Origin of the sequence: Desulfonema magnum (genome assembly GCF_017377395.1) — a bacterium.
Taxonomy (GTDB): domain Bacteria; phylum Desulfobacterota; class Desulfobacteria; order Desulfobacterales; family 4be13; genus Desulfonema_C; species Desulfonema_C magnum.
Genome location: NZ_CP061800.1, coordinates 3,986,152 through 4,005,259, shown reverse-complemented (window position 1 = coordinate 4,005,259; position 19,108 = coordinate 3,986,152). Strand labels below are relative to the sequence as shown.

At 46.0% G+C, this 19,108-nt stretch carries 16 protein-coding genes; 8 read left to right on the top strand and 8 right to left on the bottom strand.

Annotated elements, in window-relative coordinates; translation table 11 throughout:
• Positions 1-46 precede the first annotated feature (46 nt).
• The 3 genes from cobI to cbiD all read left to right on the top strand — a co-directional run bounded on the left by cobI (position 47) and on the right by cbiD (position 3,283).
• On the top strand, positions 47-775 hold the full coding sequence (gene cobI / locus dnm_RS15535; RefSeq protein ID WP_207683540.1) for a precorrin-2 C(20)-methyltransferase: 729 nt from the start codon (positions 47-49) through the stop codon (positions 773-775).
• The gene (locus dnm_RS15530) at positions 765-1,820 is read left to right on the top strand and encodes a nucleoside recognition protein (RefSeq protein ID WP_207683539.1); all 1,056 of its coding nucleotides are present in this window, start codon (positions 765-767) and stop codon (positions 1,818-1,820) included. Before cobI ends, dnm_RS15530 begins: the two co-directional genes overlap by 11 nt.
• A gap of 356 nt (positions 1,821-2,176) precedes the next feature.
• On the top strand, positions 2,177-3,283 hold the full coding sequence (gene cbiD, locus dnm_RS15525) for a cobalt-precorrin-5B (C(1))-methyltransferase CbiD (protein WP_207683538.1): 1,107 nt from the start codon (positions 2,177-2,179) through the stop codon (positions 3,281-3,283).
• A gap of 97 nt (positions 3,284-3,380) precedes the next feature.
• On the opposite strand, the gene dnm_RS15520 is transcribed toward cbiD, so the two are convergent.
• Complete coding sequence (locus dnm_RS15520) at positions 3,381-4,001, bottom strand: hypothetical protein (RefSeq protein ID WP_207683537.1); 621 nt, start codon at positions 3,999-4,001, stop codon at positions 3,381-3,383.
• Positions 4,002-4,177: 176 nt separating this feature from the next.
• Here dnm_RS15520 and dnm_RS15515 point away from each other — a divergent pair, with 176 nt between their 5' ends.
• The gene (locus tag dnm_RS15515; protein WP_207678195.1) at positions 4,178-5,815 is read left to right on the top strand and encodes a hypothetical protein; all 1,638 of its coding nucleotides are present in this window, start codon (positions 4,178-4,180) and stop codon (positions 5,813-5,815) included.
• A 517-nt stretch (positions 5,816-6,332) separates the two neighbouring features.
• Here the strand turns inward: dnm_RS15515 and dnm_RS15510 are convergent.
• Together dnm_RS15510 and dnm_RS15505 are read right to left on the bottom strand one after the other, a co-directional pair.
• Entirely contained in the window at positions 6,333-7,178 is an 846-nt protein-coding gene (locus tag dnm_RS15510) for a damage-control phosphatase ARMT1 family protein (protein WP_207683536.1), read from the bottom strand.
• A gap of 68 nt (positions 7,179-7,246) precedes the next feature.
• Positions 7,247-7,714, bottom strand: coding sequence for a hypothetical protein (locus tag dnm_RS15505; protein ID WP_207683535.1), 468 nt, complete (start codon positions 7,712-7,714; stop codon positions 7,247-7,249).
• Positions 7,715-7,834: 120 nt separating this feature from the next.
• On the opposite strand from dnm_RS15505, the gene dnm_RS30920 reads away from it, so the two are divergent.
• Complete coding sequence (locus tag dnm_RS30920) at positions 7,835-9,094, top strand: hypothetical protein (RefSeq protein WP_246556338.1); 1,260 nt, start codon at positions 7,835-7,837, stop codon at positions 9,092-9,094.
• On the opposite strand, the gene dnm_RS15495 is transcribed toward dnm_RS30920, so the two are convergent.
• The 4 genes from dnm_RS15495 to dnm_RS15480 all read right to left on the bottom strand — a co-directional run bounded on the left by dnm_RS15495 (position 9,016) and on the right by dnm_RS15480 (position 13,716).
• The gene (locus dnm_RS15495; protein ID WP_207683534.1) at positions 9,016-9,549 is read right to left on the bottom strand and encodes a hypothetical protein; all 534 of its coding nucleotides are present in this window, start codon (positions 9,547-9,549) and stop codon (positions 9,016-9,018) included. The genes dnm_RS30920 and dnm_RS15495 overlap by 79 nt on opposite strands.
• An 87-nt stretch (positions 9,550-9,636) precedes the next feature.
• Complete coding sequence (locus dnm_RS15490) at positions 9,637-11,442, bottom strand: menaquinone biosynthesis decarboxylase (RefSeq protein WP_207683533.1); 1,806 nt, start codon at positions 11,440-11,442, stop codon at positions 9,637-9,639.
• A gap of 316 nt (positions 11,443-11,758) precedes the next feature.
• Positions 11,759-12,676: a UbiA-like polyprenyltransferase gene (locus dnm_RS15485; RefSeq protein ID WP_207683532.1), complete on the bottom strand. Its 918-nt coding sequence runs from the start codon at positions 12,674-12,676 to the stop codon at positions 11,759-11,761.
• A 32-nt stretch (positions 12,677-12,708) separates the two neighbouring features.
• The gene (locus dnm_RS15480; RefSeq protein WP_207683531.1) at positions 12,709-13,716 is read right to left on the bottom strand and encodes an efflux RND transporter periplasmic adaptor subunit; all 1,008 of its coding nucleotides are present in this window, start codon (positions 13,714-13,716) and stop codon (positions 12,709-12,711) included.
• A gap of 422 nt (positions 13,717-14,138) precedes the next feature.
• Here dnm_RS15480 and dnm_RS15475 point away from each other — a divergent pair, with 422 nt between their 5' ends.
• Together dnm_RS15475 and dnm_RS15470 are read left to right on the top strand one after the other, a co-directional pair.
• Positions 14,139-14,795, top strand: a complete 657-nt coding sequence (locus tag dnm_RS15475; protein ID WP_207683530.1) for a class I SAM-dependent methyltransferase — start codon at positions 14,139-14,141, stop codon at positions 14,793-14,795.
• A gap of 136 nt (positions 14,796-14,931) precedes the next feature.
• On the top strand, positions 14,932-15,399 hold the full coding sequence (locus dnm_RS15470; protein ID WP_207683529.1) for an MFS transporter permease: 468 nt from the start codon (positions 14,932-14,934) through the stop codon (positions 15,397-15,399).
• Positions 15,400-15,708: 309 nt separating this feature from the next.
• On the opposite strand, the gene dnm_RS15465 is transcribed toward dnm_RS15470, so the two are convergent.
• Positions 15,709-16,614, bottom strand: a complete 906-nt coding sequence (locus dnm_RS15465) for an NUDIX hydrolase (RefSeq protein WP_207683528.1) — start codon at positions 16,612-16,614, stop codon at positions 15,709-15,711.
• 710 nt (positions 16,615-17,324) lie between these two features.
• On the opposite strand from dnm_RS15465, the gene dnm_RS15460 reads away from it, so the two are divergent.
• Complete coding sequence (locus tag dnm_RS15460; protein ID WP_207683527.1) at positions 17,325-18,992, top strand: DNA repair helicase XPB; 1,668 nt, start codon at positions 17,325-17,327, stop codon at positions 18,990-18,992.
• The last annotated feature ends 116 nt before the right edge of the window (positions 18,993-19,108 follow it).

Here is a 19,108-nt window from a genome sequence, read left to right as displayed (position 1 = left end):
AGGCGGAACTACAAACTTTTTTGATCTACTGATAATGGATAACAAAATGAATGAAAAAAACGGAACATTATATGGAATAGGCGTGGGCCCGGGTGATCCTGAACTCATCACACTCAAGTCTGTAAAAATATTAAATCATGTGGATGTTATTTTTGCGGCCGCATCCAAAAAAAATGATTACAGCTTGGCTGTAAGCATCGCAAAATCCCATATCCCGGAAAAGACGTCTGTAAAAATGCTTTCTTTTCTCATGGCAAAAGATAAGGAGGAAACTCAGAAGGTATGGAGAGATCATGCACGGACAATTTTAACGGAACTGGAACAGGGGAAAAACGCTGCCTTTGTCACCCTGGGCGATCCGCTGACGTATTCCACCTTTGCTTACATATTACGGCATATTCAGGCACTGGCTCCCCATATCTCTGTGGAGACCATACCGGGAGTTACGTCATATCAGGCAGCCGCGGCCTGTCTGAACACACCGCTTGTGGAGGGCGAAGAATCACTTATGGTTGTCTCCGGGGTCGGGGGAGGAGACCGGCTGAGAGAAGTCTCAGGTAAGCCCGAGAATGTTGTCTTTTTAAAGGCATATCGAAATGTGGAGGATATAAACGCCGCGCTTGATGAAACCGGTCTGTTTAAAAGCTGCGTCGGTGTGACAAACTGTGGGCAGGAGAATCAGGAGATCATTAAAGATATCAGAGAATTTGATATAAAAAAACCGAATTACTGGACCCTGATTATAGCAAAGCAGAAAAAAGAAAATGATATCTGAAAAGAGGGCATCAGGATATCACGCGGTTTATATCTCTGTTGCTGTTTCTGCTGTGATACTCACCACCGGAATATACTTTGATGATGATATCAGCTTAAAGATTATTGTATCTGGGCTTTTATGGCCCCTTGTCCGTCTTATGTTTTTTATCGGAATTGGTCTTGTCGCGGGACAGGTTATAGAGGCCTCGGGATGGACAAAAACACTTGGGGTTTTGGCGTCGCCTCTGTTCAGATTCGGCAATCTGGGGCATATGTGCAGTGCAGCCTTTACCACGGCCTTTTTTTCAGGAGCCGCTGCAAACGCGATGCTTCTGGATTTTTATAAAGAAGAAAAAATATCTCGCAGGCAGCTTTATCTGACCAACCTCATCAATCAGTTGCCCGCGTATTTTCTGCATCTGCCCACAACGTTTTTCATTGTTGTCCCTCTTACAGGGCAGGCAGGCATTCTTTATTTTGCCATTACATTTGCGGCAACTCTTCTTCGGACATCGGGTTTTCTGATTTACGGGCATTTGCGTCTTTCCCAGGAAACACAGAGTCAGACAGGCGAAGGACAAGAATTTTCAGACCAGGCCAATAAAAATTCAAAGGGGATATGGGAAGGCGTAAGGTCAAAATTTCCCAAACGGTTTGCAGGCGTGGCAACTTATGTGATACCTATTTATATCTTTGTTTTTTTCTTGAACACCATGGGGATTTTCAGTCTGGCACGGAACTGGGTCGCCACATATGTTGTGACAACGTTTATTCCCATAGAAGCCCTTTCAGTGGTCATTTTAAGCTTTGTGGCGGAATTCACTTCAGGATTCGCGGCCGCAGGCGCGCTCCTTGAGACAGGGGTGCTGACCATCAAACAGACCGCTTTGGCCCTGATTATCGGAAATATTATCGCGTTTCCCATACGGGCATTGCGGCACCAGTTGCCGAGATATATGGGAATATTTGCACCCAAAATGGGAATATCACTGCTTCTGATGGGTCAGGGGTTTCGGGTGTTAAGTCTTATCATTGTCACAGTTATTTACTATTATCTGGGATGAGAGGAACAAAACAACAGGGAAATCAGAGAACAATGAGAATTTTTTCCTTTTCTTATCTGACTTCCCTGTAATTGTTGCCAGATATTATAATTTTCCTGATGATAAAGGATTTAGGGGAGGGCTGACCAAGCCCCGTCGGGGCGGCATATTTGTAGTAAATCATGCTAAATATGCTGCTCCGACGGGGCTTTGCCGGCCCGGCATGATTTACTACAAATATTTCGTCCCGAGAGAGTTTTGCCCTCCCTCACCTGAATCCTTTAAAATCAGTAATTTTTCATACAAAAACAAAAACCTGAGTTTTCTCCATTGGTAATGATCCGTCACAAATCACAAATCACAAATAATTTTCAATAATGGCAAAAGAAAACAAACAAAATCTTAAAACCGGCTTTACCACTGGTGCTGCTGCCACAGCAGCAGTAAAGGGCGGGCTTTGTCTTCTCCTGAACGGTGCTGCCCCTTCCGAGGTGCGGATAAAGCTTCTGACCGGAGATGATATTGATATTCCGATACATGCCTGTGTATTTGAAGATGAAAAAAGCGTAAGATGCACGGTAATAAAAGACGCGGGGGATGATCCGGATATAACGCACAGGGCGGAAATCGGCGCTAACGTCACATTCTCAGATAACGAGACTCAGGACAGCGTGATCATAACCGGAGGAAAAGGTGTGGGACGGGTCACGAAACCCGGACTTGAAATTCCTCCGGGAGAGCCTGCAATCAACCCGGGGCCCCGGAAGATGATCATACAGACGGTTCATGAGGTACTCAGAAACCATGGTATCCGCAGAACCATCCGAGTGGAAATCTTTGTGCCGGAAGGAGAGACATTGGCCCAAAAAACCTTAAACCCAAGGCTCGGCATCATCGGCGGCATATCAATACTGGGAACCACGGGAGTTGTCAGGCCCATGTCCCATGACGCGTATATCGCCACGATAAAATCCTCTTTGTCTGTTGCCCGTGCCGCAGGTCTCAGCCAGGTGGTGATGACAACAGGCCGAAGAAGTGAGAGATTTTCTCAGTCCCTCATGCGGGAACTTCCGGAAGAAGCATTCATACAAATCGGAGATTTCTTTAAAATGTCCCTGGAATCCGCATCTGACAAAGGATTTGATCTCATCACACTGGCGGTTTTTTTCGGAAAGGCAGTGAAGATGGCCCAGGGAATTCCGCATACACACGCGGCAAAGTCGAGCCTGACCCTGCACAAGCTTTCGGACTGGTCTTTCGAAGTCACGAAAGATGAGGCATTTGCAAAAAAGATATTCTCTGCCAACACGGCCCGACATGCGTTTGATCTCATATTAAATGAATACCCGAAAATTATCTCTTATGTGGGAAAAGAGATGATATGCTCCGCCAGATCATTCGCAGCCTCAAGTGTCAGCGTACATGGCATTATTTTTGATTATAGCGGAGATGTTGTTTTCGATAATGCAAAGGCATGTCAGTGAGATGCCCCTGTTTTTTCTGGCAGCACCTGATATCCTCATATTTTGCTTTGCCAAACTGAAAGTTTGGCACTCCGGACAATCGCTTCCTTTATGTGGCTTACTCTGACTTCAGCTTCTGAATTGCTTCTCTGAATTCTTCCTCATTGTCATACTGATCATCAAAAAAATCGCCATCATTATAACCAAACAGGATTAAATTTGACTCCGCAGTTTTAAAAAAGCATTCATCATACTGGTCAGCAGTGGTTTTAAAAAATCCGGTAAGAAATCCGACAAAATAGTTGATAAAATAGTTAATTTCCTCTCTTGGAAACTCTTCAAACGGATTGTGCAGAACACTTCTGTCAAACCTGTCATCATCGGCAGGTATCAGTTTGACCAGATTGAACTCCATAGAGGACCTGATATTCATAAGATTGATCAGATATCCGAATTCCTCTTCTCCTTTGTAAAAATGAATTAAAAACGGAAATGAAAAAGAGCCTTTCCAATCATCATAGTATTTGCCGCTTTCTCCGAACAATGCTTTTAATGAGACATACATTTTGGAAAAGCTTGAATAAATAATATCTTCATCCATAAACAGGGAAATCAGATGTCCGTAATCCTCAAAAATCGGAACACTGTTTTTACGCAGCTGATAATACTGTTCGTCACTCAGCCGGATGAGTTTATAGACATTTTCTTCGGTTCTGATGTCAACAGATGCGTTTTTCACCGGAGTATAATCTGGGGCGTCTAAAAACAGCCTTTTTGGCTTAATTTTTTTAACTACAATTTGGACCTCTTCATGTAATCAATTATAGATTCATCTTGATAATATATAGTTTGATTGTTATTTTAACATATTTACCATACTATTATGTCAATATTAATAAAATTACGAGGATTATTATGAGTTCAAAGTCCAAATTGATAAAAAGCAGAGATAACTGGAAGAAAAAAGCGATTGAACGTGGCAAGAATGCACGTTATCATGAAAAAGAAAAGCGCCGTATTAAAAAAGAGCGTGATAAATACAAGAAAGATGCCGATGAAGCCAGAAAACAACTGGAAAAAGAACGTCAGAAAAATACTCAGCCTGTTCACAACAAAGAAGAACTTATCTATATTTGTTTGAAGCTTTTTATAGTTGCTCATATAAGTTTCCGAGCGGTACCGAGAGTTCTCAGAGTTCTTGCTGATTACTTGGGAATAACAAAAGTCCCATGTGTTCAGACAATTATTAACTGGGTCACCCGATTATCCGTAGCAAGACTCCGAAATGCCGTCCCGCTGCGCGGGGCTGAAATTAACAGCAATCCGTTTTCCAACGGCTTTGTTTATATAATAGATATCAGTATTGCCTTAGGAAAAGGTAAAATTCTTACTTTGCTGTCATTGAATGCTAACCATCATGATTTGAATGAAACCGCTCCTACTCTTAAAGATGTAAACTGCGTTGCTGTTTCAGTAGCAGTATCCTGGACTGGTGAGGCCATAGCTGATTTTTTGAAAAAAGTTATCGGTATCGGGGGAATGCCGGTAGCATATCTCAAAGACGGAGGAACAGACCTTGCCAAAGCTACCAGGCTTTTGGCGGAACAAGGCCTTCCCAGTGTCAGCATTGACGATATATCACACACTGTCGCTAATCTTTTAAAACATGAATATCAGAATCATCCGATGTTTGATATCTTTATCTCTGCGGTCGGTAAAGTTTCAAAAAAATTCAAACAGACTGTTCTTGCCTGTCTTGCACCTCCGAAGGTTTCAACAAAATCAAGATTTATGAACCTCCGCCGCCTGGTGAATTGGGCGGCTCAGTTGCTCAGACATTCTCCGAGAGGTCGTGCCCCAAAGGGATCCGTCCTTTCAAAGCTGCGAGCAGGCATTGATCAGATTCCGAGGTGCAGAAATTTTATAGAATGTTTTCTTCGCGACTCAGGTACTCTTTCAGAATGCCAGAAAATACTTAAAACTAAGGGGCTTAACCTGGAAACTTATGAAGAAAGTAAAAAGCTGCTTGAAGCCATTCCTCCGCGATCATCTGTGCGTACAGGTTTTACTAATTGGTTAGACAAACATATCATAATTGCCAAGGAGCTTAAATTAGAAAATATAGGAATGCCAATAACTTCTGATAATATAGAGTCTCTGTTCGCAGTTTCAAAGCAACATGGAACCGGAGAGATAAAAGACGCCAATCGCATAGCTCTGCGCATGCCCGCCATGTGTGGTGAACTGACCAGAGAAGATGCCCGAAGAGTCATGAATATCAGTCTCAGAGAGCAACAAGAATTTTCAGAGTCTTTATTTTCTTTAACCAAACAACGTCGTAAAATCCTGGCAAACCCTGGCAGTCTTGAAATACTCTCGGATAAAACAGCAGAAAATTCTGAGTTTATTCCGGAGTCCGAAAAACGAGCAAAAAAAATTATAAATATAAATATTTCAAGTAATTGTAAAAAAATAACCGGCCCCCTGACCGAGTTGGAAAATCGAGCTGAATCGCTCCCGGAAATTAAGATTTCAGAGGCGGCATGCGGATAAAGTTTTTTTAGGTCAGAGGGATGGTCCAAAAAGCAGTCAAGAAATCGGAGTGAATTTAGACGCCCCAAGTATAATCTTTACTTTCATCATACTTCCTGATCATATGAGAGACAAGTTCGGTGTTGTCATCGTCATTTTCTTTATTTGTGACTGAGTTTTTATTATCATCTAGCATGTTCTGAACCTCCTTTTTTGGGCACTCAGGACAATCTTTTTCTGAGACAGTTATAAGCGGTCTGCTCTCAACGAAATATGAAAGTGATACTCGATTTTTGTCATTCCTGCGAAAGCAGGAATCCATAGTTTCTGGAAGTGATACTCGATTTTTTTCTGTCATTCCTGCGAAAGCAGGAATCTATTTTTAGCCGATGCAGCGGTTCCGGAAATTGCGGATTTCTGCTTTCCCAGAATTCGGCGAGTTCAGTCGGGTCGTCGAACGGAATGACAGACAGTTTGTCCGAACCAAGTCAGAAAACTTGACTATCGAGTGATATCAGAATGTTTTATTTCCCGCTTTTCACTTACTTTGGCGGATAACAATGCTGCCCACGGGCGCATTGATATCTTTCCCTATGACCGGGCATTTTACCTGTAACAGACAAAATACTTTCGGCCCTGCATTGCTCAATGTTTCGTAGTTTGCCTGTCCTTTTGCTATAATTATGGGGGCCAGTTTATAAATTTTGAGAAATTCTTCCGAACACAACGACAGAATCGTACCCGGCGCATCCGTACCATTGCTTATTATGCGAACTGACTGACCCAATCCTGCCGCGACCGCATCTTCCATGGTCGCGTCATTGAGCGTGGGATATTTTTTGACGGCATAAGTCACCGGTATTTGTAACACTTCTGTCAGCACCCGGTCAAAAACGGTCTCTCCCGCGTTGTCGGCTATAAAAAGCACATGATCCGCTTCAGAGAGTCTGGCACATAATTTCTCCTCATCGTCAATCGCATAAGGCTGGGACAAAACTTTTTCAACCGTATCCCAAAGGTCATCATAATAATCTTTTACCCCCAAGTCTATGATATTTCCGGCAATACTTAATCGTATGGCGATCCCTAAGGGATCATCGCTGTCATTGACCAATGCTTTAAGCCGGGGATATATCGCTAATGCCTGCTGCGTGCTGACAGCCTTTGCTTCCTTATAAGGATCCGCTGCTGAAATTTCATCCCGAACAAGTTTGTGCACACTGCGGGCAATTTCCGGAGGATTTGTTCCGGGTCTTATATTTTGTAATAATTTTAAAGTGCTATTTATCACTTTGTATTGCTGCTCATCATCGCCGCCTGCGAGGCGTGCGGCATTTAATGCCTGACGTAAAAAACAGGCGTAACAATCAAGATAGATTTTCATTTGCTCTCCATGAATTATAAGCTATTTTCCGAACGCACATCTCCTGAGTCAAAGCATTGCCAAACAGGTCATTGGCTTGAAAAAAGCCTGTCCTCGGTTTCTGAGGCAATCGCTCTGAGTTCTCCGATGTCTTTGGCTTCAAGTTCCGCCTCGGCGTAAACAGCGTGTTTTGAAATCCGCTGCAAGGTCAGAATCTGGCCGATCAGCTTTCCTTTCATCTTTCCTCTGGCCTCGCCTCTGGCTTCACCTCTGGCCTCGCCTCTGGCCTCGCCTCTGGCCTCGCCTTCCCGAATTTTCGCATACCATTCGGGATAATGATCCCTGATGAACATTTCCTGGGTGTACGGCATGTCTATTCCCTCCAGTGAATAATGTCTGTAAAGTTTCTCAAGATACGAACTGACCTCCCTGAGCAGCCACCCGTCGTTTTCGAGCCTCCTCCTGCTGGCCATGATCTGTTCGGGGTCGTCGGAAAAGAGGCCCATGATCGGATGGTCGCTTCCGCGGGTGATGATGAAGCGGATGGGGCTGAACACATTGAGATCAATAAATCCTGATTATAACGGATTTAGGGGAGGCTCCCTTATTGCATTGACAAGCCCTCTGCCCCGTTGTAAAATGAATTATAATAATTCATTTTTAAGGAGGAATTTCCGATGGATAAAAAAAAGACATCAGAATCGGCTCCCCGGCGAAATCGGACGATCTGCCTTCCCTTTTCGAGGGAAACCTGGGATGTGGCAGCCGGAGATACCCTTCAGTTCAGGCTTCGTATCGACGAAATGATAGCGGAACATCCCGAACTGTTTCCGCCCGGGACGGAATGCGGCTGGCGGACAAAGGACAGTTATATCTCGAAAAAACAGGGAATTAAAATTCGCCGCATAGAAATCGGAGGAGTCAGTCACACAGTCCGTCCTTCCTTCGTCATGCCTTATATGACAGGGATGACCGACGAGGCGGAAAAGGCCCTGTTCCTTCGCAAATTCTCCGTCCCTTTCTGGGGACTGGCATACGTTTTCGGCAGGGATCCCATGTACTGGCAGCGTATGGAACAGTCCCTCGGACGGAACAGCATTGTCGGCACAACGGTCAGAGATGCCGGGAAACTGCCGAAGCATCTCCTTGCCGATGAGAAACATACTTCCGTACAGGGTGAGAAGAGCTATGTTGCCGTCACGGCTGCGGAAGAATGCATTCTCGGAGCTTCCGTTGCGGACAGCGCCGGCGAGGATTCTCTGAAAGAAGCTTACGGAACATATAAGGAGGAAGCCCGGAATATCGCTCCTGATTATTCCCCCGAAACCGTGAGCACCGACGGATGGAAAGCCACCATGAACGCATGGAAAAGCCTTTTTCCGTCTGTCACGCTGATTCTGTGTTTCCTTCATACATTCATCGGTATCCGGGACAGGGCGAAGAAAAAGTTCGGAGAGATTTATGACGAAGTCGTTTCGAAATTGTGGGACTGCTACCGGGCTGTGACCAGGGCTTCTTTCTCGCAGAGAGTGAGACGCTTCTCCGAATGGGCGGAGAAAGCCTCTCTTCCTTCCGTCATCGCTGACAAAATCGCCAAAATGCGGGAAAATATCGCCGCCTTTGCGACAGCATACGCTTTTCCGGGGGCGCACAGAACAAGCAACATGCTCGACCGTCTGATGCGAATGATGGATCGCCATCTTTTTAATACTCAGTATTTTCATGGCTTTATACCTTCAGCGGAACTCAGTGTCCGGGGATGGGCACTTATTTTCAATTTCACCCCTTCAAATCCGTACACTGTAAAAAAGTACGACGGATTACAAAGCAGGGCGGAGCGGTTTAACGGATTCCGTTATCATGAGAATTGGCTGCATAACCTCCTGATATCAGCCTCATTAGGCGGATTCGGGGAGCCTCCCCTAAATCCGTTATAATCAGCATAAATCTTGTCAGTGATCTTTCTGATGAGACCCGTGCCGGCGAAACGGGAGAAAAGCTCCCTGGGAAAGTGATGGGTCACAGCATAAAGATTCACGGTGTGCCCGGCATTCTCAGGAATCTTCCTGATTTTTCTGTAATTTATGAAATGTCCGTAAAACTCCTCGGCCGCGGTCATATTGAACACCTCCCTGAAGGACTTGAAGGAGATGAGGTTATGTTCGTTCAGGTTCTCAAAGCCCTCATAATAATCCGGGTCAGTTTCGCTGTAAAGGGGTTTTTTCTTTCCTTTGGTGACAACCGCCATGTCAAGACGCTGAATTTTGGCGGACAGGTCCATCTCCACCACTGTTTCGCACCCGAGCCTTGCAAACAGAGGCTCCATCATCAGACCCCACAGACGGTGCCAGTCGGTTCTGTCCGGTTTTTCCGGGGGTTCCCGGTCGCCCATTTTGAATTCTCCCTTTTAAAAACCTATATAATTTAAAATTCAGGTTGTCAATAATGGTAAAAAATTTGATTATCGAGTGACAGCTATTCATTGAAAAGTCAGTTCTTCGGGCCACTCCCTGAGATGCCCGTCCATGGGGCCTTTCTGACACGCGTCAATGACCACATAATTGCCCTGAAAAAACATGTCTCTGTCCGGGTCTGCATTGTTAAAGAGCTTCCAAAGAATCAGAGAATTTTTCTCCAAATTAATTTTGGCATCATACAGCAAAATGATATTAAATGGTTTCAGCAGATCCGTCTCCCGCAGACATTCTGCAAAATAAGCTCCCCCCCGATCCTGTCCTTTTTCCACAGCAAGCATAAGAATACGATTCTGACAGGTGCCACTCGGGTCTGTGTCATGAAAAGAAAAGAATCTGCAAGCGGCCACTCCGTCCGCCTGATTCTGAATAGCTGTCAGCAATTCCTTTTCTGAAACAGAAAAACACGGAAGCTCCGGAGGACAGGTTCTCTCCGGTTCTCCTGGAAACCGGTCCGTGAGATCAATACCGAGTTTGGCACCAAAATTGGGGATCGGAGAGGAATGATCAAGCACATCCAGAATCCCCCGGGTGAGCGTTATATCAGATGAGACATCAAGGGTGCTGAGAAGCCTTGACATGACCGCATCGGGGGCCTGGGGATTAATGTTTTTGTCAACCACCACAATGGTCTTGCAGAAACTCATCTGTCCCTGCCCCCAGAGTCCGCTCATAATTTTCTGGGCATGTCCGGGAAATTCTTTGTCAATGGATACCACCACAATATTGTGAAACACGCCTTCCCAGGGAAACCAGTAATCGAGGATTTCCGGCATGACAGACTGAAGCATGGGCAGAAACAGACGTTCCGTGGCCTTTGCCAGGTAGCAGTCTTCCATAGGCGGAGGTCCCACCAGCGTGGTGCAGTAAACCGGAGATTTCCGGTGGGTGATGGCCGTCACATGAAACACAGGATAATCATCTGCCAGAGAATAATACCCGGTATGATCTCCGAAAGGCCCTTCCCGCCTCAGCTCTCCGGGGTCCACATATCCCTCCAAAACAAATTCCGCCTCGGCCGGCACTTTCACGTCTGAGGTGACGCATCGGGTCATGGAGACAGGCTTATTACGGATGAACCCGGCCAGAATCATTTCATCCAGATTTCTGGGCATGGGCGCGGTGGCCGCATAAATCACCGCTGGATCAGCTCCGATTGCCACGGCTACGGGCATCCGCTGTTTTGCCCGGACATATTCCTGATAAAAATGTGCGCCATCCTTGTGAATATGCCAGTGCATCCCGGTGGTGTTTTTGTCAAACACTTGGAGCCGGTACATGCCCACATTTTGCCTGCCGGTTTTCAGACTTTTTGTAAATACCAGCGGCAGCGTCACAAAAGGCCCCGCGTCTTTGGGCCAGCAATGCAGCACAGGAAGCTTTGACAAATCCACATCATCTCCGGTATGAACGACCTCCTGACAGGGAGGCAGATGAGAGCGGGACTGTCTGGGAAAAAAACGGGATACAGAGATTCCGGTTTGAAGAAGCCCCAGGATATCTCTGATATTTCCGGGCGGAGACAATTCCATGAAATACCGGACCCGCTCTCCCAACTGATCCAGATGATCCACGCCCAGGGCCATGCAGATACGTTCGGAACTGCCAAACAGATTGATGGCAACAGGAAAAGGAGACCCTTCCGCGTTTTCAAATAAAAGGGCCTTTCCTCCCCCCGGACTTTTGGACTCAGCATCCGCTATTTTGCTGATTTCAAGATAAGGAGAGACCGGCTGCGTGATTACTCTAAGTTCTCCGGCGCTTTTGAGCGCACGGATAAATTCTGAAATATTTTTATAGTATGATTTCATGGTTTATGAAGGTGTTAGGTGTTAGGTGTCAGGTGTCAGGTGTCAGGTATTACTCGGTAATCAAGTTTTTTTCTGTCATTCCTGCGAAAGCAGGAATCCACTTCCCGGAAGTGCAGCATCGGCCAGATTTCTGCTTTCGCAGGCATCGGCGTGAGTTCAGACTTCGGCGGGATCAGTCAGGTCGTCAAACGGAACGACAGACTATCCGGCCGCCGGATCATATCAGAAAACTTGATTATCAAGTGTTAGTAACCTATTTGAAAATTTAATGTTTCGTTCTGTTCCCAGAATCATGACCATTATGTTTATATTCAGATCAGATGCCTTTTATCAGTTCATCAGACAGAATCCCCAAAAACAGAAGAATGGAAATTGCGCTGTTCACATGAAAAAAAGCGATCTGGATATGGGTCATGTCCCGGGGACTGACCAGCCTGTGTTCCAGGATCAGAAGCCCGCCGATGATAACCAGCGTTCCCATATAAAATATGCCCATGTCAAAGACAATGAAAATGAGAACAAAAAAAACAAACGTCAGCACATGTAAAACCGCTGAGATGCGAAACGCTGTTTTTATTCCGAATCGGGAAGGAATGGAGAACAGCCCCATTTTTTTGTCAAATTCCCAATCCTGGCACGCATACAGAATATCAAAGCCTGCAATATAGGTGAGAAGCCCCAGGGAAAGATGCAGAATGCGCCAGTCAAACCCGCCAGTCACGGCAATCCATGCCCCCACAGGCGCGAGGGAGATAGCAAAGCCCAGGTACAGATGTGAGAAAGCCGTAAACCGTTTGGCATAGGAATAGGAGAAGAGTATCAGCAGCACCGGCGCGGAAAGGAGAAAACACAAAGGACTGATCATGGCTCCGGCCAGAACGAAAAGAGCTGAGAAAGCGATCACAAATATCCATGACGCGGTTATGGATATCCCCCCTGCCGGTATGGCCCGGTCAGCAGTGCGGGGGTTTTGCGCGTCAAACCCGGCATCTGCGATCCGGTTGAATCCCATGGCCGCGGAACGCGCTCCCGCCATCGCCACAAGTATCCAGAAAATCAGGTTCAGGGTGACAGGGGATTCCCGATGAGCCAGAACCACCGCGGCCAGTGCAAACGGAAGTGCAAATACGGTATGGCTGAATTTGATCATTCTCCCAAAGGCGCTGATTCGGTCCAGGACATAAGACAACTCGGGAATTTGTTCATCAGATTTAAAAGATTGTTGATTTTTCATATTCATATTTGTTAAGTTATAAGGTTAATAAATTACTCATTAGCAGTAAGCTCCGTGCCTAAGGAAAGCTGCTCATCTTCCGCAATGATCACATAGTCCTCGGTCTCTCCTAATACCATAATATTGAAGGGTTTTCCTGTTCCTTTAATGGTAATTCTCGGATTATCATAACGACTGATCACAGCAGCTTTGGGAACAAGAAATCCCTCTGTCTCTGTTTCAAGCGGCAAGGAAAACCGGAGTCCGCCCCGGGTTTCTCCTTCATAATGCGTCAGAACCAGTTGAATGCTCAGTTTTCTTGTCTTTTCGTTAAACTCCGGGTTTACCCAGTGAATGGCAGCTGTCACAGGTTTTCCTTCAAGCCTGGCTTCAAATGCCTGCGGAAGTTCTTTCAGAGCAGCAAGTTCCTTGCCGGATACGGAAAGCGGTACCACCAGGGTCCGATAGTTCGAGACCTTTGCCAATGGCATATTCGGGCCGATAATCTCACCTGCTTCAACAATTTTCTCCACAACAATCCAGCCTTCGGGCGCGCTGATATTATGACGGTTTTTTCGTTCTCTAAGCTCTTTCAGAGTGGTTTGCAAAACAGCCTTTTCAACGGCCAGGGTCTGGGATTCAAATTTTGCCTGTTTCAACTCCTCTTCCGCGGCATCTCTTTTAACTTCCGTGGCCCGGTCCCCTTTATGCAGCTTATCAATTCTGATAAATTCTTTTTCAAGATAGGAAACCCGTGAGGCAATTTTTTGTTGTGCAATCTTCAGCTTTTTTATGGATTGCCGCGTACTTTTGATCTGAAAATCAATAAACGTCGGGTCTGTCTCAAAAAACGGTTTTTTACCAATGGTCTGCCCCACGTCATAGTTGACCCGGAGTACCTTTCCTGAAACTTCCGACGACACGGTAACAGTTGTTTTGCTTCGGGTATAACCGGTCAGCAAGATATTTTTTTTTGCCCTTTGAATAATGAGTTTGTCCTGAGCAAAGCCCGGACACGGACACAAAAATAGAAAAATCATAAAAAATAAAATCGGTTTCATTCAGCTCCTTCCTGTTTTTTTCTTCCAGATAATAATTTCAGATTTAAAATCAGCAAATCAGAAATGTTATCTGAATATCTATCATTTTGGTCACTATAAATCAATCTCAAAATTATAAAAATATTCCTGGATAGTTATAAAAGCAGAGCGATTCAATTTTCACCTATATTCCCCCAAAAAAGTTATCGTTAATATTATAATTTTCCCCTGGTATCAATATGCGTTCCCGCTTGACACCGTCCCCTTAATTAGTTTATAATATTTTTATAAATATAATGAATAGTTTCAAGCTGGATGAGGAATAAATTTTCCCTGTTTCACAATGGTTCCGGCTATGATGTCAGAACGATGATTGCGTACAATAAAAGGGCGTTATATGAGTTACCGGAGACCTGTAAATCTTATTCAAACGGTCAGATATCATGTCAGATTTTTATCAGCAGAATTACAAAAAATACCACGAAAAAACATTTTATACTGATTCCTCTTCCATTTTGCGCCCCCTTGCTCAGAGACTTGCTCCGGGTTCATTTATACTGGATGCAGGTTGCGGATCAGGGCGTGATCTGCTCTGGTTTAAGAAACAGGGCTTTAATGTGATCGGATTTGAACGCTCTCCGGGACTCGCGAAACTGGCACGGAAGAATGCGGGATGCGAGGTCACAGAAGGCGATTTTGAGTCTTATGATTTCTCGGGCCTGTCCGCGGATGCGATTGTTCTCGTGGGTGCGCTGGTTCATGTTCCTCATGAAAGCTTTCAGGATGTTTTTGAGAATATCGTGACGGCCCTGGGAGACCGGGGATATGTGCTGGTGAGTCTCAAGGAGGGAACCGGCGAAAAAACAGATGCTCACGCCAGGGTTTTTTATCTGTGGGAGGATGATGACCTGAGAAGCATATTTGATGCCGCGGGTTTCAGAGTTGCCGAATTTTTCCGCCGGCGATCTGCGATAGGCACGGATGAGCTATGGCTGACTTATGCTTTGGAGAGAGCGAGGAATCTCAGGCCGAGGGAACCGGTCCCCCCGGCTGAAAACGCAGGCCCCCCTCGACTGAACTCACGATTTGACATTTCCTGAAAAAACAGGTACTGTGTCTTCAAAACTCCCAGGAACTCAATTTATTATATATCGGGATAATCATGTCAGTTATAATCAGTCCTGAGACATGCAGTCAAAAAGCTCCGCCAGTCAGATGGCAAATCGGAACACTATAATGGCAGATAAAGAAAAACCAATAGTAATCATTCCCAGGGAAAAGGCCGTTTTCAGGCTTGATAAAAACGGCATATGGCACACTGATGATGAAAAATTCACGAATCAGAAAATTATCAGTTATTTTCACTCCATCATAAAAAAAGATAAGGACGGTTATTTTCTTGAACAGGAACATGAACATTTTCTTGAAAAAGTCTATTTCCCATATGAAGACACACCGCTTTTTGTTTTTCGTATTATCGAAAATAACGGACTGATCCTGTGCCTCAGCACGGGGAAAAAGATCAGGCTCGATCCGGAAAAATTATTAATGAAGAATGACAACCTGTATGTCCGAAATGACGAGGATATCATAAAGCTGAATGCGGATGCCATGCTCTCATTAGCCAGTTATATGGATGATGCGGATGGTCAGTATGTCATTAATACGGACGGGAAAAGATATGTCATTCCCTGTATGGAATAAATATCCGGGGCAATTTTGGAGACATAAGTACCCGATCAAAAATTTTTTATACATCCTTTTTTTCTGTGAACAGCGGAGAAACCCGGCTTTTTCCGTCACGGGCGACGGATCGTTCCGGTAAAAAAAAGCCGGGTTTCTTCCTCGGGAAAATATCGAAAACTTATGGTTAGGTACTTATCATATAAGCTGTCTGAAAATTTCACTTCTTGTTGTTACTTTTTTGCAGGATGCGTTCCCTTCGACAAGCTCAGGGAACGCATTTGCGCTCAGGGAGCAACGCATTTGCGCTCAGAGAAGGTCGTGTCCCGATCAGATATCAACTGGTTTCCATATCCCCTTGTCACACCAGATTCTTGAAAACCATGACCCGGCAGGTAACACCTTGTTTGAAAAATCAGAAGTGTCAATTTTTATATCTGAGTTGCGATCAGGGTCCCAGGGTTCAAGAATCACAGGCCCGCCGGAGGAAGGCACCAGACGGGGCATTATCGGTGTTCCCCAGGATCGGCTTCGGATATCCTGCTTCAGTGTGTTCAAGTTTTTGAATTTTAACAACTGAGTCAGAGTTACCAACGTGGGCGGGCTTAAAGGAATTTTGCTTTCAAGATTCTGTTCAAGCGCTGTCTGAGGAGACAGCCATATCCCCTGTTCGGTCTCCAAGTTATCCGGAACACAGGTCTGGCCTTTTGGCATGAAAACAATAAAGAACCGGGTATCAAATCTTTTTTTCATCAGTTTCGGAGTAATCCAGTGGGACCATCGGCCCAGTTCAGATAAGGACAGGGTCCAATTCTCTTCTTTTATTTTTGTTCTGAACCAGTCCTTTGGCAAATCCTTTTTCAGACGGTATGAGGCAAACTGATCATAATCCGGTCCTGACCCGCCATTTGCAGATGCTATGACGACACCTGCCTCTTCAAGGGTTTCACGGATGGCGGCAATACTGAATCCGAGGACTTCATCTGCTGAAATCGTATCTCCCCCGAGCTGCTGTTCAATTTGGTCCCGGGACAGATCAATATGGGAAATCCAGGATTCGGTTCCAAAGTCCTCTGACTCCGCCACCCCCCCGGGAAAGACATATAAGCCGCCCATGAATGCGGATTTGGTGCTTCGTTTTAAAAGATAGACTTCAAGTGTGCTGTTTTTTTCTCTTACAAGGATAATTGTCGCAGCTTTTCTTATCGGAGGAGGGATTGGGTTGTTTTCTGTCATGTTTGTATCCTGAATTTTGCTTGTTTTTTTGTATCAGAGTATAAAGACGCTGATTGTGAATTGCCCACTCTCAGCAGATCGGAACTGACTGAAATTTCAGACTCTGTTTCTAAGTACCTGACCATAAGTTTTCGATATTTTCCCGGGGAAGAAACCCGGCTTTTTTTTCCGGAATGATCCGCGGTCCGTGACGGAAAAAGCCGGGTTTCTCCGCTGTTCACGGAAAAAAAAGCTGATTATAACCGATTTAGGGGAGGGCCGACCAAGCCCCGTGCGGGCGGCATCTTCGCAGATTTGCTACAAATATGTCGCGCCTACGGGGCTTGGCGGGGGGCCTGCAAACCTGCTGCTACAAATATGTCGCCCTTACAGGGCTTGGTCGGCCCTCCCCTAAATCCGTTATAATCAGAACATTGTTTTATTTTCGCAAAAAATATTATCTGTATGATATCAATATGTCAATATTTTATGCTGTTTCTTTAAGTTTATGCTTTACATCAGCAAACCATCATGGTATTTTTATTGCTATAATTAATTTATATTAGACGATATCTTTCCTTTTTGATCCGAATTTTTGATATCTCAGCTTCAGATCCGAAAGACGTTTCTAATATCACCAGCAAAGCTGTTATAAAAACCTATCTGTGTCAATCCTTGGATCAGCATTTATGTGGTACATAAAGCAACAGTAAGGAGACAAAAAACGATCCATGTCAGAAAATCCTTTTGAAAACCCCCTGATCGTCCAGAGTGACCGGACGATCCTTTTAGACATCCATTCCCCGAACGCGGATGCGGCTCGGGACCATCTGGCCCGTTTCTCAGAACTTGTCAAAAGCCCTGAGCATGTTCACACCTATCGTCTGACCCCCCTTTCCATCTGGAATGCCTGCGCGGCCGGCATGGCCGTGGATGACATGACACACACACTCACGCACTTTGCCAAATATCCTCCGCCTGAATTTATTCTCTCGGACATACGGGACCTGGCAGACCGTTACGGGTGTGTGATTCTGGAGAAAGATGGTAATTGGCTCAAGCTTTCAGTGCGGGATATTCCCACAGCAGAACTGCTTTCACGGGACAAAAATGTATCTCCCTGGCTTGGAAAACGGCTGGAACCTCTTAGTTTCAGAATCTCCCCGGCCCACCGGGGCGTATTAAAACAGGCATTGGTGGAAGCCGGGTATCCCGCGGAGGACCGGGCCGGATTTACAGACGGCGAGACCCTTTCCCTCAGCCTGGCCCGGACCGCCCGGTCAGGTGAAGCCTTTTCTGTCAGAGATTATCAGCAGGATGCTGTGGAAGCCTTTTATCAGTCCGGCAGCAATCTCGGAGGAAGCGGCGTGGTCTGTCTTCCCTGCGGAGCAGGCAAGACCATCGTCGGCATCAGCGCCATGGCCAAACTGAAGCAGACCACCCTCATTCTGACCACAAACCTTACCTCTGTGAAACAATGGCGACGGGAACTTTTAGATAAAACCGACATCAGCGATGACATGATCGCGGAATATACCGGGGAACATAAGAATATCGGGCCTGTCACCCTGTCCACCTATCAGATACTCACATGGCGGAAGAACAAGAATGCGGATTTTCCCCATTTCAGCCTGTTTCATGCCCGGCCCTGGGGGCTGATCATCTATGACGAAGTCCATCTCCTCCCGGCTCCGGTTTTTCGCATTACCGCGGAACTCCAGGCACGGCGGCGTCTGGGAATGACAGCCACCCTGATCCGGGAGGACGGACATGAGGAAGATGTCTTTGCCCTGATCGGGCCCAAACGCTATGATGTGCCCTGGCGGATATTGGAGGCTGAAGGCTGGATTGCAGACGCGGTATGTACGGAAATCCGTATTCCCATGCCCGAACCGCTGCGGATGGAATATGCCCTGGCCCCCCGACGGAGCCAGTTCAGGGTCGCGGCGGAAAATCCTGAAAAGCTCGGGACCGCGAGTGAGATCATCGCGGCGCATCCGGATGCCCGCGTCCTGATCATCGGCGAATATCTCAGGCAGCTTCAGTATATTGCCGACGCATTGAAGTATCCCCTGATCAATGGTAAAACTCCGCCTAAAAAACGGGAAGAACTTTACAGCCAGTTCCGGGAGGGCCGGATCCGGCATCTGATCCTGTCCCGGGTGGGGAATTTTGCCCTGGATCTGCCGGACGCGGATGTACTCATTCAGGTCTCCGGAATATTCGGCTCCCGTCAGGAAGAAGCCCAGCGCCTGGGACGAATTCTGCGGCCCAAAAAAGACGGTCGTCAGGCCCGGTTTTACACCCTGGTCTCCCAGCACACACGGGAGGAGGAATATGCCCGGAACCGCCAGTTGTTTTTAACGGAACAGGGATATTCTTATGAGCTGAACTTTTAAATTAAAAAAGGATCCATGACATTGGCTTGCCCACGGCACCTGCATGGATAAAAACCCGGGCAAGACAGAAGAGGAACATCTCCCCCTCGCCTCTAACCCCTCACCCATTTGATCTC